Origin of the sequence: Paraburkholderia sediminicola, assembly GCF_046027825.1 — a bacterium.
Classification (GTDB): Bacteria; Pseudomonadota; Gammaproteobacteria; order Burkholderiales; family Burkholderiaceae; genus Paraburkholderia; species Paraburkholderia sediminicola_D.
This window is the reverse complement of record NZ_JAQQDU010000030.1, coordinates 21,788-34,558: the sequence shown is the minus strand read 5'-3', so window position 1 is coordinate 34,558 and position 12,771 is coordinate 21,788. Positions and strand designations below refer to the sequence as shown.

Annotated in this window: 12 protein-coding genes; 7 read left to right on the top strand and 5 right to left on the bottom strand. The window is 62.9% G+C overall.

Annotated features, from left to right (window positions below; translation table 11 throughout):
* Positions 1 to 891 precede the first annotated feature (891 nt).
* From PQQ96_RS18015 to PQQ96_RS18000, 4 genes are all read left to right on the top strand, one after another.
* Positions 892 to 1,179, top strand: coding sequence for a hypothetical protein (locus PQQ96_RS18015; protein ID WP_408294419.1), 288 nt, complete (start codon positions 892 to 894; stop codon positions 1,177 to 1,179).
* 66 nt (positions 1,180 to 1,245) lie between these two features.
* On the top strand, positions 1,246 to 2,448 hold the full coding sequence (locus tag PQQ96_RS18010; RefSeq protein ID WP_408294417.1) for a CpaE/TadZ family protein: 1,203 nt from the start codon (positions 1,246 to 1,248) through the stop codon (positions 2,446 to 2,448).
* Between the two features lie 271 nt (positions 2,449 to 2,719).
* Positions 2,720 to 3,346 (top strand): methyltransferase family protein, encoded by a 627-nt coding sequence (locus tag PQQ96_RS18005; protein ID WP_408294532.1) that lies wholly within the window; start codon positions 2,720 to 2,722, stop codon positions 3,344 to 3,346.
* Between the two features lie 94 nt (positions 3,347 to 3,440).
* Positions 3,441 to 4,883, top strand: coding sequence for a nicotinate phosphoribosyltransferase (locus PQQ96_RS18000; RefSeq protein WP_408294415.1), 1,443 nt, complete (start codon positions 3,441 to 3,443; stop codon positions 4,881 to 4,883).
* Between the two features lie 69 nt (positions 4,884 to 4,952).
* On the opposite strand, the gene PQQ96_RS17995 is transcribed toward PQQ96_RS18000, so the two are convergent.
* The 3 genes from PQQ96_RS17995 to PQQ96_RS17985 all read right to left on the bottom strand — a co-directional run bounded on the left by PQQ96_RS17995 (position 4,953) and on the right by PQQ96_RS17985 (position 8,729).
* Positions 4,953 to 6,806: an ABC transporter ATP-binding protein/permease gene (locus PQQ96_RS17995; RefSeq protein ID WP_408294412.1), complete on the bottom strand. Its 1,854-nt coding sequence runs from the start codon at positions 6,804 to 6,806 to the stop codon at positions 4,953 to 4,955.
* A gap of 1 nt (position 6,807) precedes the next feature.
* A complete protein-coding gene (locus tag PQQ96_RS17990) occupies positions 6,808 to 7,683 on the bottom strand; it encodes an extracellular solute-binding protein (protein ID WP_408294409.1) in 876 nt (291 codons plus the stop codon).
* A gap of 83 nt (positions 7,684 to 7,766) precedes the next feature.
* Positions 7,767 to 8,729 carry a hypothetical protein gene (locus PQQ96_RS17985; protein ID WP_408294406.1) on the bottom strand — a complete coding sequence of 321 codons (963 nt, stop codon included), beginning with the start codon at positions 8,727 to 8,729 and terminating at the stop codon, positions 7,767 to 7,769.
* A gap of 226 nt (positions 8,730 to 8,955) precedes the next feature.
* On the opposite strand from PQQ96_RS17985, the gene PQQ96_RS17980 reads away from it, so the two are divergent.
* The 3 genes from PQQ96_RS17980 to PQQ96_RS17970 all read left to right on the top strand — a co-directional run bounded on the left by PQQ96_RS17980 (position 8,956) and on the right by PQQ96_RS17970 (position 10,619).
* Positions 8,956 to 9,444 (top strand): molybdopterin-dependent oxidoreductase, encoded by a 489-nt coding sequence (locus PQQ96_RS17980; protein ID WP_408294403.1) that lies wholly within the window; start codon positions 8,956 to 8,958, stop codon positions 9,442 to 9,444.
* A gap of 63 nt (positions 9,445 to 9,507) precedes the next feature.
* The gene (locus tag PQQ96_RS17975; protein WP_408294400.1) at positions 9,508 to 10,155 is read left to right on the top strand and encodes a nitrogen fixation protein NifQ; all 648 of its coding nucleotides are present in this window, start codon (positions 9,508 to 9,510) and stop codon (positions 10,153 to 10,155) included.
* A gap of 53 nt (positions 10,156 to 10,208) precedes the next feature.
* A complete protein-coding gene (locus PQQ96_RS17970; RefSeq protein WP_408294397.1) occupies positions 10,209 to 10,619 on the top strand; it encodes a winged helix-turn-helix domain-containing protein in 411 nt (136 codons plus the stop codon).
* 140 nt (positions 10,620 to 10,759) lie between these two features.
* On the opposite strand, the gene PQQ96_RS17965 is transcribed toward PQQ96_RS17970, so the two are convergent.
* Both PQQ96_RS17965 and PQQ96_RS17960 read right to left on the bottom strand, forming a co-directional pair.
* Positions 10,760 to 12,109 carry a DUF2325 domain-containing protein gene (locus PQQ96_RS17965; protein ID WP_408294394.1) on the bottom strand — a complete coding sequence of 450 codons (1,350 nt, stop codon included), beginning with the start codon at positions 12,107 to 12,109 and terminating at the stop codon, positions 10,760 to 10,762.
* 120 nt (positions 12,110 to 12,229) lie between these two features.
* Positions 12,230 to 12,682 (bottom strand): hypothetical protein, encoded by a 453-nt coding sequence (locus tag PQQ96_RS17960; protein ID WP_408294392.1) that lies wholly within the window; start codon positions 12,680 to 12,682, stop codon positions 12,230 to 12,232.
* Positions 12,683 to 12,771 lie beyond the last annotated feature (89 nt).

The window sequence follows — 12,771 nt, the reverse complement described above, 5'->3', positions numbered from 1 at the left end:
CCGTCAACCCCGGCTATGCGTGGTGCGCCACAGAGCACGGCAAGCCGCATTGCCGAAACCACGCGATGGATGCCGTGCCTTTGGCTCACGGTGTCTCAAGCTTGCGACATCTTGGGCAACGGCTGCGCGAGCTGTTTCGGGCCCCGAAGCATCGGCATATTTGACCGGGTCACGCCGCAAAGCGCGGCCGGATGGGGGCGATGAGGATCGCGTCCGTTCATGCAAACCGGCCGTTCCCGCTGCCACGCGCAAACCGGTGAATCCGTCGCGTGTCGAATCCGAATCAACCTGTGACATAAGGCGTGGTCCGGCACGGTGCGGTGCAGCAACAATCGCCGTGCGGCAAGGGATTGAAGGTGCATGGCACAGCCATTGCATTAGGAGGTTCACAAGCGAATGCATTGCCACCGGTTCCTGAAGCACGGGGAAAGCAGCCGGAGCCGGGCGGCAAACATAAGCTTCGTAGGCACGGTCGGGGTAGCCAATGTGTCTTACGGAGGTGCGGCGGGGCCACTGAAAAACGGATGTCAAAAAAAACGGGGCGAATGATCGATACGAAGTATCGGCCATTCGTCACCGGACGACGTGAAGCACGAACCCCGCCACTTTTTCCGTCAAGCTGGACGGATTCGAGGTTGATGGGCGAAGTTGGTTGCTATAACGACAGACATCGTGCCCGTGCAACTCGCGAGCGCACGACAGGCAGAAAGAACAGGGACGGGGCTGCGCACGGTCACGATCGGCCGGCGCGAAAAAAGCGGGGAGGAATGGTCAGAGCCTCCATAGAGGGGCACATGTTACGGGGTTAACCGGGGTGCCGCGTCCGCGCATTGGCGCGGGCACGGCTTACCGGGATGCGGCCTTGAAATGGCTCACCATTCGGGGGTTGTCATGAAAACAATCAGCAAGCCGGCCGCAGCGCGGCCGGCCCACCACACCGAGGCGCACGGCGCCGGTCTCTCATATCGCCGTTACTTTGCACGGCAGCAGCCATTGTTCGCCGCGCCGTCGGCGGATCTGCTCACGCTGGTGATCGCCGAGGCGATGAAGCGCAAAGCGCAGCCTGAGATTCAGCGCGAGGTGCTGCGCGACGCGATCTACGAGATCCCTGTTTCGCCCGAACGACACCAGGATCGCGGTGCGGACACGTATCAATCCGACCCCGACGACTACGTCTGAATGTCGACGCTCATTGACTCACGCGGCCTTTCCAATTGAAAGGTTTCGGGCCGGTGGAGCCCTGACATGATCGACATCTTCCTGATTTCGTCCAGCGCGGAGCGTGCGGCGCAGATCGTCGCGCACCTCGCGGTAAGCGGTGTGGTGTATCGGTTGCGCACCGCTTACTGCGGGGTCCGGCAGCTGCGCCTGTATGGGCGCGCAATCACGAGTGCCGATCTGCTGATCGTCGACGATGTCGATCTGAGCGCGCGTGAACTGGACGGCGTCGAGGAAGCGCTCGCCTGTTCGCCCGCCCTGAGTTGCATACTGGTCACGCCAGCGCCGTCCACCGCGTTGCTGACCGCGGCGATGCGCGTCGGCGTGCGGCATGTGTTGCCATGGCCGCTCGACGCCTACGAGATCGCCGGCGCGCTCACGCAGATCGCCGCGAAAAAAAGTGCAGGCGTGCGCCGTGCCGGGCGGGTCGTCTCGCTTGCCTCGTGCAAGGGCGGCAGCGGCACGACGCTGATCGCCGTGAATCTCGCCTGGTCGCTTGCCGCATTGCGCCACCGGCGCGTCTTGCTGATCGATCTCAGCCAGCAGTTCGCCGACGCCAGCCTGCTCATGGCCGACAAGCCGCCGCCCGTGACGCTTGCCGATCTGTGTTCACAGATCGACCGCCTCGACGCCGCTTTGCTGGACGCATGTGTGATGCATGTCCACTCGAACCTCGATGTACTGGCGGGCGCCGGCGACCCGCTCAAGGCAGCCGGGTTGCTGCCGACGCAACTGGAGCAAATCCTCGTGCTGGTGCGCGAGCGGTACGACGCGGTGCTGATCGACATCGGCCAAAGCCTCAATCCGCTGACGATCCATGCACTCGATTACAGCGATGCAATCTGCATGGTGGTGCGGCAAAACCTGCTTTACCTGCACGGCGGCCGCCGGATGCTCGATATTTTCAAGGAACTGGGTTATCCGCCTGACAAGGTGCGGGTCGTGGTGAATCAATACGATAAGAACGCGGGCATCAACCTGGCGACGCTCGAACAGACCCTCGGCGCGAAGGTCGCGCACCAGCTTCCGCGTGACGAAAAACAGGCCAACGACGCGCTCAACCGCGGCGTGCCGCTCGTCACCTCCGCCCATGACAGCGCGCTGGCGCAAGGCATCTGCCTGCTCGCCGACATGCTGTGGCCGGCCATCGCCGAGCCCCGCAAGGGCATGCTCGGCCGCCTGTTCGCGACGCGGCCGGACGTGCCGCCCCGGCTAAAACCCGGGCACTGAGCCAATCCGGACGCCAAGCCGCGCGCCATAATCAAATCTGGGCGGGCATGGCATGATATGGACATCCGGTCGACGCGACTGCTACGCTTCGGCACTAACGGACCGTAGGCCTTCACGCAGCAGGCTTGAAAAATAATTCGCATATCGAAATGAGTATGTCATGACAAAGACCACACCCTCGCGGGAATGCAATACTGAGGGCTGTCTTCAGAATGACACGGTTGGCGACCCTGCGAGCTCAGACCCTCGCACAGACGGTAGAGACGGCGCGATGCTGGCGGGCGGCATGCGCGAGGCGTCGGTCGAAATCCTCGCACGCTGCGCTGCGGCGCTCATGTTGAGCATCTTTACTTACGCGGCGGTCAGGCAATGGCTCGCGGCGCCCACCCGCATCACCTTGTTGCTGCTCGTGGTGAGCGCGTTCATGACCCTCGGCTTGTCGCTATTTGCGCGGGTACCCATCAAACGTGACTGGACCCCCTTCGCTTTTATCTGCTCAGTAGGCGGGACATTCTATTTTCTTGCCGTGCGGCTTTCGCCCGGCGTCCAGCTCGTTCCGGAGATGGCCGGCGCGGCGTTGCAACTGCTGGGGATTTTCTGGCAACTGTTTGCGAAGGTGTCGTTGCGCGGGTCCTTTGGCATTTTGCCCGCCAACCGTGGGGTGGTGTCCCGCGGGGCCTACCGGTTCGTGCGCCACCCCATGTACCTGGGCTATTTCCTTACGGATATCGGTTTTTTGCTGGCGAACTTCGGGATCCAGAACGTGATCGTCTATGGCTGCCAGTTTGCGCTGCAGGTTGGGCGCATTGTGCGGGAGGAGCGGCTCCTGTCCGACGACGAGCAGTATCGGGCGTACAGGAGTAAGGTGCGGCGCCGGGTGATTCCCGGCGTGTTTTGACGAGTTATGGTGTAGTTTGGCCTACGGCGTAAGGGGCAAGACCCTCAGCCGGCCCGATTACCCTTGAGAGAGCCGCACGAGCGCAGCACCATCCATGCCAAACGATATCAGCCCGTTCAACGACATGGCGTCGATCCTGTCCAATCCGATCCTCAACACGGATTCATACAAGGCGTCGCACTACCTGCAATATCCGCCGGAAGCGTCGGCGATGTTTTCATACATCGAGTCGCGCGGCGGGCGCTATGACCGCACGCTGTTCTTCGGCCTTCAGATGCTGATCAAGGAATATCTGTGCCGCCCCATTACGCCGGCCATGATCGACCAGGCGAAGGCGTTTTTCACGGCGCATGGCGAGCCGTTCAACGAAGCAGGCTGGCGCTACATCGTCGAGCACTATGAGGGCTATCTGCCGGTGCGGATTCGCGCGGTGCCGGAAGGCTCGGTGGTGCCCACGCACAACGTTCTGGTCACGGTCGAATGCGACGATCCCAAGGTGTTCTGGCTGACCTCGTATCTGGAAACGATGCTGATGCGCGTGTGGTACCCGATTACGGTCGCGACGCAAAGTTGGCATCTGCGCAAGACGATCCGCGCTTATCTGGAGAAGAGTAGCGACGACCTCACGCAATTGCCGTTCAAGCTGCACGATTTCGGTGCGCGTGGCGTGTCGAGCGCGGAGTCGGCGGCGATTGGCGGCGCGGCGCACCTTGTCAGTTTCATGGGCTCGGACACGGTGCTGGGCGTGGTTGCGGCGAACCACTATTACAACGAACCCATGGCGGCGTTTTCGGTGCCGGCCGCGGAGCACAGCACGATCACGTCATGGGGGCGCGAGCGTGAAACCGACGCATTCCGCAACATGATCGCGACGTTCGGCAAGCCGGGGGCGATCGTTTCGGTGGTGTCCGATTCCTACGACCTGTTCGCCGCACTCGAGGTATGGGGCACGGAGTTGAAGCAGGCGGTGCTCGATTCCGGCGGCACCCTGGTGATCCGCCCTGATTCCGGCGATCCGCAAACGATTGTCCTGCAGACCATGCGGGCGCTCGAGACGTCGTTCGGTTCGACGGTGAATAGCAAGGGGCGGCGCGTGCTTAACAACGTGCGCGTGATTCAGGGCGACGGCGTGAATCCCGAGTCAATTGAGGCGATCCTGGCGGGCATGGATGAGGCCGGCTTCGCCGCAGACAACATCGTCTTCGGCATGGGTGGTGCGTTGTTGCAGCAGATCAATCGCGATACACAGCGGTTCGCCATGAAGTGTTCGGCCATCCGGCTCGGGGATGAATGGCACGACGTACACAAGGATCCGGTCACGGATGCCGGCAAGCGCTCGATGAAAGGGCGGCTGACGTTGCTGGTGAATCGTCACACAGGCGAGTATCGGACCGCGACGCTGCCGCTCGCTCAGGATGACCGCAACGTTGAAGGCGACTGGGACGAAGCGCTCGTCACTGTTTTTGATTCTGGAAAATTGCTGCTGGATGTCGCGTTTTCTGAAGTCAGAGAGCGGGCTCACGCAGGCGAGGGTTAGCCGGGGGTTGGGTTCTGGCAGCGGGGCTGGCCCGATCGCCATACCGCTGTCAGAGCCAGAACGAACGTGTCAGCTGATATGCCAGACCGAGACGCCGGAACCATCCACATCAATCCGGCACGGGCTTCCTTCCCGCAGCAGGGCATCTTCGTTCGCGATATCGAACCGCACCCCTGCGATATTCAAGCGGACATAACGCTCACCGCGCCGTAACTCGACAGCGTCGACCACGCCGGCGTAAGCGCCATTGGGCGAAATCGCCACGGCGTGGGAAGAGATGCGCCACATCACCCGTTGCCCGGCCGGCATGACAGCACCGCAATCGCCCGTCGCGATCGCCAATCCATTGCCAATCTCGACTTGCCCTGGTGCCGTCATCAAACCTTCGCCGACGTTGTGCAAGCCGAGCAGTTCGGCAACGCGCATCGAAGCCGGTCGTTCGAACACCGCATCGATGGAACCCGCCTGCAGCACGCGCCCTTGTTCGACCACCAGCACCTCGTCGGCAAGCAGCGCCGCTTCGTCGGGATCGTGCGTGACGATAATCGTCACCGCCGCAATCTCGCGCTGCAACGCCCGCAGCGATTGCTGCAAACGGCGCCGCCGTGGCGTATCGAGCGCTGCAAACGGCTCATCGAACAGCAACAATTCGCTATGACGTGTGAGCGCCCGTGCCAGCGCTACGCGTTGCCGCTGCCCGAACGACAATTGATGCGGCAAGCGCGCCACCAGTTGCGCGAGGCCCAGATGATCGAGCCAGTAACGCGCGCTGGCTGCGTCGGCGTCGACGGGAAACGCAAGTTGCTGCGCCACCGTCATGTGCGGGAACAGACCGTAGTCTTGCGGCATATAGCCGATCTGGCGGCGTTCGGGCGGCAGCGTACTCAAGTCAGTTGCGCCGAGCCGGACGGAACAGGACGCGTTGGATTCGAGCCCCGCAATCAGGCGCAGTGCGAGCGATTTGCCGGAGCCCGACGGCCCGATGATCGCAAGCCGCCGTGTCGCGGGCGTCCACGCGATGTCGAGCTCGAACGCGCCCAGGCGGCGCTGCAAATGAAAGGCGAGGCGAAGGTCGGCCGTCTCGCCACGGCTCGCCGTGAGATCCGCGCCGGGTTCCAGCGCATCGTCGCCGTTTTCGGTCTGTTCGAGCGCGGCTTTTTGCCGAAGGCTATAAATCGATAGTGCCGCGCAGACAATCGCAATTGCGAGCGTCGGCAGCAGCAGCGGCATCATCGCCGGCAGACCCTGGCCACCGAATACGACGTACGTGTATACCGGCAGCGAATATGGGTGATAGGCCACCATCACGGTCGCGCCGAATTCGCCGAACGCTCGCAACCACGCGAGCGCAAGTCCCGCGCGAATCGCTGGCCATGCAACCGGCAACATCACGCGGAAGAAGCGGCTGCCCGCGTGATGGCCGAGCGTCGCGGCCACGTCGTCGAGCACGGGGTCCACGGCGGCGAAGGCCGATTTCGCGGCGATGATCAGGAAGGGGGCGGCCACGAAGGTTTCCGCAAGGACAATGCCGGCAAACGAATCCGTCAGCGCGCCGCCGGTGAGTTGGCCGACCCAGCTATACGGACCGAGCAGAAACAGCAGCAATACGCCGCTGGTGAGCGGCGGCAAAGCGAGCGGCAACTGCACGACGAAGCCGAGCAGCGCCATCTTGCGCGAACTCGAGCGCGCCAGAAAGTAGCCGAGCGGCACGCCGCCCAGCAGAATCACGAACGAGGCCACACTGGCGCTTGCCGCCGAGACGCCGACCGCCGACCACACCGCCCGCCAGTCGACATTCGGCCAATCGGCTGCGCCGAGTTGCGGCACGCTCGCGATAAACGGCGCGCACAGATAGACGGCAAGCAGCGCCGCCAGCCACAGCAGCGGCCGCGCGGTGGACCGTTTTACCGCCTGTTTTACCACCTTACTGCGCGGCGTCGATCACGGCTTGCACCGAAGGCGGCATCGCTTGCACGTTGCCGGTCACGGTGGGTTTGATCACATCCACGCCGTGCTGCTTGAGCAACGCGCGCCCTTGCGCGCTCAGCAGGAAGTCGACGAAGCTGCTCGCGCCCGCACGGTTCGGTGCATCGTTGAGAATCGTCAGCGTGTAGCTCGCTTTGGCCTGCAATTCAGGTGCCGGATGGATCGCCGGGATTTTCAGGTCGGACGTTTCGGTCGAGTAGAAGAAGCCGGCGTCGAGCTGGCCGGATTGCAGGCGGCCCACCAGGGTTTCCTCAGGCAAAACCTGGGCGGGATTTTCCGCGGCGCCCAGCGTCTTCTCGACGAGGTCCGGCTGATGGTAAAGATCCGCGGCCTTTGTCATCATCTCGACGGTGAACGCGCCCTTCGGATCGAGCTTCGGATCGGTACGGCCGATGCGGATACCCGGCTCCTGCAATACCTGATCCCAGCGCTTGCTCTTGAAGTCCGCGGCGAACTTGCTTTGTGGGTTGTAGCCGATCATCAAGGGCGATTCGGCGAAGTTCACATACCACGAGACGTGATCGCCGTTCGCCTCACCCATCAGGCTGCTGTTCACCTTCGGGCTCGCGCTGATGAACACATCGCCGCGGCGCAGCTTGCCCTTGATCTCGTTAGCGATCTTGTTCGAACCCGCCGCATAGCCGCGGAAGTGCTGGCCGGTGGCTTTTTCGAAGGCCGGGCCCACGCTGCGCTCCATCAGATTGACGAGCGAACCGGCGTACAGCACGTTGACCGTGTCGTCCTGCGCGAAGGCGGGCGCGGCCGCCGCTACCCCGGCGACAACCACGAAAGATGCGAGCAGCTTGCGAATCATGTGACTAACCCCGATACGTTATTAAGAGCGTTATATTACGACGTCGTCGCGCTGCGTTGTGCGTCGCTGCGCGCTTCGTGTGATCAATTGAGCGGGAAAATCCGTACGTAGCTGGTGCCTCCCGTGCTGCCGGCGCGGTCGATCGCGTACAGCAAGTGCCGGGGTGCGTCCACGGCCACGCCGCGAGCGTCCTGAAAGTCATTTGCAAGCAGGCTGATGGTGCCGTCCGGCGCAATCCGGCAGAGGCCGCTGGTGTTGCACTTGGTGTAAAGGGTGCCGCTCGCGTCGACGGTCATCAGGTCGGGGCTGCTGATCTGTGCGAGCGTTGCGCTCGGCGTCACCGTCTGCGATCCGCCGAGCAGCGCGCTCAGGCTCGATTTGACGATATTGTTGTTCGCCTGATCGGAGACGTACACGGTGTCGCCCGATACGACGACGCCGACCGGCTTGCCGAGACCCGTCAGCAGATCGCGTTCGACAGCCGTATGGGCGTTCGGATCGTAGGTGATGAGGCTCAGGCCGCCTTGTGGCGGCGTGCTGCCGCTTTTGATAAACCACGTAGACAGCAAGCGATTCGAGCCGATCGAGATGAGCCCGAGGCGGCGTCGCGTCGGATCGGGGCCGTTCAGCGGCGCAATCGTGTCCACACCCGTGATGCTGAATACCGCGCTCGCGGTGCCGAAGCCGAAGCGTTCGATCATCAGCGTACCGCCGTCCGCGAAGCTCAACTGGCTCAGGCTGTTCGCCTGGCCGGCCACGGCCGGCACGGCGGCGTAGTGCGAGAAGGTGTGGCCGTCGGGGGCGGAGAGCACGCCGTTGGTTTGATCGTCGGTGATGAAGACGGCGCCGTCTGCCGCACGCACCGCGATGCCGTTCGGCGAAGCGCTGACGGCGACACGTTGCGGGACAGCGGCGACGTCATCGCCGCCGCAACCCGCCAACGAAGCGATCAGGCCACAACTGACGAGAGCGAGGCGGGTGGTGCGTAGCAAAGCGGGCGAGAAGCAGGGCGAGAGGCAGGACGACAAGTAGGACGAGAAGCGCATGTGATCTCCTGAGCGGCCGGGTTGAAGGCCCGCCGTGAAGCCGGCTTGTCAATGCGAGCCGCGAATTTTTATCGATGTGGATGACGCCAGCGGCGTGGCCGATATGCCTGGCGATATATTGCGTATCGATGCAATTTTGCGCCGCGGCGGCCATCGCAGCGTAATATACACACCGACATAACGAGTGAACAAGCCGCTCAGGCATCAATGCTGGAGATAAGCGCAGATGGATAGTGTGAATGAGATTGCCGCGCCTGCGGTCGTTGGCGCGCTCGTCCTGAGCGGACGGTTCCAGCGTTCGCTGTCTTTTGACCTCGAGCGGCTCAAGGGTTACGAAAGCGTGCTGGCCACGCCGTTCGATCTGCGCTGCTACACGACGAACCGTTTCATCCGCAGCGTCGATTCATACCGCGGCGTACGTTTGACGACCTTGATTTCGGAAGCGGGCCTGCCGAACGAGGTGCCGGGCGAGTTCAAACGTACGGTGTTTGTAGCGGTGGGCCACGACGGCTACGTTGTGACATTCTCGTGGCATGAACTGTTCAACACGCCGGTCGGCGAGAACGTGCTGGTTGCGTACGAATGCGGTGGCCACGCGCTCGATGCTGAAGACGGCGCGCCGATCCTGTTTTCCGGTTCAGACATTCTGCCCGCGCCACGCCACGTCAAACGCCTCGCGCGTATCGAGGCGCATGTTTTGAAGCCTTTGGCATAGAGGTCATCGAGGATTCGAGCGACTGGCGTAATATGGTTCGCTGTTCTTTATCGCGTTGCCGCCATGTCTGACGAACCGCTTTCGCCTGTTGTTGGCGTTGCTGCGTCCCGCCCCGCGCCGCTGCGTGCGCCACTCGATGCGCAGGTCGCCGAGTGCACGACAAAGTGGCTGGCCGTGGCCACGGACGCCGCGTCACCCGATACGCAATTGTTCGCCAGGCTGATTGCCGAGCGCGACGTGCGCCACGAACTCGTCCTGCTTGGGTTGTCGCAGCAGGCCTGGCGCGCGCTACTGGAACAGCACTTCGTGCACGCCGCCGAGCTCGCCGTCGTGCCACCGCCTTTGTCTGCATTGCCGCCCGTCGACACCAGCGAACACGCGGAATTCGTCGACACGTTACGCACGCTGTTGCTCACCTATTCCAGTCCCACTGTCGACGCGAACGACACCCACTGTCTCGCCTCGATCATCGCTCACGCGTGCTTGCGGCCGGATCACCTGTGGCGCGACCTCGGCGTTGCGGGCCGTGAAGAAGTCACATGGATGCTGACGCGTTATTTCCCGACGCTCGTCGTGCTGAACGTCGACAATCTGCGCTGGAAGAAATTCCTCGCCCAGCAACGCGCGCTGTCCTTAGGGCTTCAGCCCGGCCCGGCTCCCGGTTGCCCTGGCTGCGAAGACTACGGGCATTGCTTCCCGGACCACGCCTGAAGACCCATTCAGCCAGGGTGGCAGGGCGAGGCGGTTCGTGTATCCTTTCGCGCATGGCCGATACCGCGAAAACCAAACCAAGACCCGCGACACAATCTGCGACAAAGTCTGCGAAGCCACGCCCCGAAGTGCGCTTCAGAATGCGCATCCGCAGCGGCGATGCCGTCGCCCTCGGGCCGGGCAAAGTCGAACTGCTTGAAGCTGTGCGCGAATACGGCTCGATCTCGGCTGCGGCGCGCAGCCTCGGCATGTCGTACCGGCGCGCCTGGCTGCTGATCGACGAGCTGAACCGCTCGCTCAAAGCGCCCGCCACCCACTCGGAGCAGGGTGGTCAAAGCGGTGGCGGCTGTACGCTGACACCGGTGGGCGAACGGATTGTTCATCTGTACCGCGAGGTCGAAGTCGAGGCGCAACGAAGCTGCGCGAAACAGATCGCCGAGTTGACCAGACTGATTCGCTCCTGAGTGGTGGTGGGCCGCTGGGTTTAAGGTTCAGGGCTCACGCGGTTCACGCATCAGGACTCAGAGATCACGGCTCCCGGTTCGTCGTTCACCGATAAGAACCTGACGCTCACAACTCTCGCCCCACAGTCACAACTCAAAACTTAGCCGTGGCGTAGGCAAAACGCCGACGGCGGCGGATTGCCCAACTGGGCACGATGCTCGGGGTGCAGGCGGCCCACCAGTTCGACGAAGCTCGCCACGCTCGCCGTGCGCAGCGGGTGATAGTCGATCTGATGGCGTTCGCAAACCCGTTTAAGCGTATTCATTGAATCGTGATCGACGCAGTCGACCGGAAACACGACGATATCCGCACCCGGCAGCGCAGCGGCAAGCAGACCTTTGCGATCTTCCACGCCGCCGTCGTGCACCACGAAATCACCGCCGGCCGCTTCCACCAGCCGCTTGAGCGCGGCATTCGAACCGGGCCGGCCGCCCACATACACAATCCGTTTGCCGCGCACGTTGTCGAGGCTGGCTTGCCGCGTCCCCGCGCCATGGCTGTCCGTTGCATCCACGGTCGCGCGTTCCAGTGCGTCGCACTCGCTTTGCACCAGCTTGAGAAGCGCCAACGCCTGATCGAGGCTCTTGCGTAAGGCGAGCGCCGCGCCTTGTTCCTGGAGCGCGCGCTGTTCAGCGGCCTCACGGCGGCTCGTGTGCAGTGCCACCCGCTGGTCGACGTCGGCCAGCTTGTCGCGCAGCCTTGATATCTCGGTGTCGGGATCGGTGGGATCCGTCGGTGTCTGGCGCGTGGCCAAGGCGGTGAGCTGCGCGATCTGCGCATTGAGCGCGGCGATCGAGGCGTCGCGCTGTGTGCTGATCTCCTGCAAGCGGCTTTGCTGCCGCTCGACTTTCTCTTTCAACTCGGCGTTTTCGGCCTCGAGCGCAACCAGCCTGCGGATGTCCGCGCGATTTGCTGCGCCGAGCAGATGCGACAGCATGTGCAATTCGCCGAACGCTTTCTGGCGCACGTGCAAGGTCGCGTGCGGATGCGTCATCAAGGCCCAGTAAGCAGGCGGGATGTCACCGCTTTTCAGGGCTTCGTCCCAGAGCTTGAGCAATTCGACGCCGTCGGCGGCTTTTTCGAAGCGGCGGATCGCCGTCGCATAGTGCTCATCGAGCAACTTGTGCAGGGCTTTGGCGCCCGCGCCGCCGTCGATCGCGAGTTCGACAGCCGAGTGATGAATCTCCAGATCGCTCGCATCCCGGCGATCGAGACCGGTGAATTTAGGCACCAGTTTGCGCAGTTCGTGCGTGCTGAGACAGGTGCCGATGATCGAACAATGCAGTTGGCCGTCGAGTTCCGCGAGGCGCGCGCGCCGTTTAGCGTTCGAAAGCAATACCTTGGCGGGCGTGCAGCACGGGTCGGCCGCGCGCAAGCCGGTGCCGGCGAGCTCGTCACTGGACAGTCTGAGGCGCGATGGCTGGGCGAGACGAAACGGGGGCGTGTGCATGAGGACCTCGAATCCGGTTCTGGCGTCAGGCTGACTGAAGGTGCGTGCTGGACACGCTCGCCACGCAAGCATTGCTGGCGATATATATGGAAATATATAACGATGGGCGCAAGAAAACGTTCATATGGTGCAATGACGATCCAGAACATGTCCAACGCACAGGCCGATAAAGGCAGCGTCGAGTCGTTCCAGTTCCGCTACCACCTTGCGTAACGCGACCAGGTCGTTGCTGAACGCATCGGAGAAGATCGCGTCACGAAGCTGCTCGGCCGAGCGCGCTTCTTCGATCGAAGCTTTCAGATCGCGAAGGCGAGTGAAAGCCGCCGCCTTGGCCTGTTCGGCGAGGATCGACAGCAACTGGTTCAATGAGTGCGAGCCCGAGGTACCCACCGATGCGAAGTTCAGCTGGTCGTCCGTGAGCATCAGCACGAAGCGCTGCACGCTGCCGTAAAGACGTCGGTAAGCATCGACGACATCGCGGATCAGCTCGGCGCGGCCACGTTCGGACGCCGACTTCACCGCGACGATGGTCGACGAAAGCCCTTTCGGGAAGCGTCCCACCGGGGCGGACAAGGTGGATCGCGATGGGGACCGCGCTGTGGATCGACTAGGCACCGCTGCTGGCTCCTGCTTGCTAGTTTCGCTTCGTCGTGCGCGGCGAC

What these genes read in the sequence shown, in the direction of transcription:
- PQQ96_RS18015 (WP_408294419.1), top strand. Translation starts at nt 892, where the DNA reads ATGAAAACAATCAGCAAGCCGGCCGCAGCGCGGCCGGCCCACCACACC.
- PQQ96_RS18010 (WP_408294417.1), top strand. Translation starts at nt 1,246, where the DNA reads ATGATCGACATCTTCCTGATTTCGTCCAGCGCGGAGCGTGCGGCGCAG.
- PQQ96_RS18005 (WP_408294532.1), top strand. Translation starts at nt 2,720, where the DNA reads ATGCTGGCGGGCGGCATGCGCGAGGCGTCGGTCGAAATCCTCGCACGC.
- PQQ96_RS18000 (WP_408294415.1), top strand. Translation starts at nt 3,441, where the DNA reads ATGCCAAACGATATCAGCCCGTTCAACGACATGGCGTCGATCCTGTCC.
- PQQ96_RS17990 (WP_408294409.1), bottom strand. Translation starts at nt 7,683, where the DNA reads ATGATTCGCAAGCTGCTCGCATCTTTCGTGGTTGTCGCCGGGGTAGCG.
- PQQ96_RS17985 (WP_408294406.1), bottom strand. Translation starts at nt 8,729, where the DNA reads ATGCGCTTCTCGTCCTACTTGTCGTCCTGCCTCTCGCCCTGCTTCTCG.
- PQQ96_RS17980 (WP_408294403.1), top strand. Translation starts at nt 8,956, where the DNA reads ATGGATAGTGTGAATGAGATTGCCGCGCCTGCGGTCGTTGGCGCGCTC.
- PQQ96_RS17975 (WP_408294400.1), top strand. Translation starts at nt 9,508, where the DNA reads ATGTCTGACGAACCGCTTTCGCCTGTTGTTGGCGTTGCTGCGTCCCGC.
- PQQ96_RS17970 (WP_408294397.1), top strand. Translation starts at nt 10,209, where the DNA reads ATGGCCGATACCGCGAAAACCAAACCAAGACCCGCGACACAATCTGCG.
- PQQ96_RS17965 (WP_408294394.1), bottom strand. Translation starts at nt 12,109, where the DNA reads ATGCACACGCCCCCGTTTCGTCTCGCCCAGCCATCGCGCCTCAGACTG.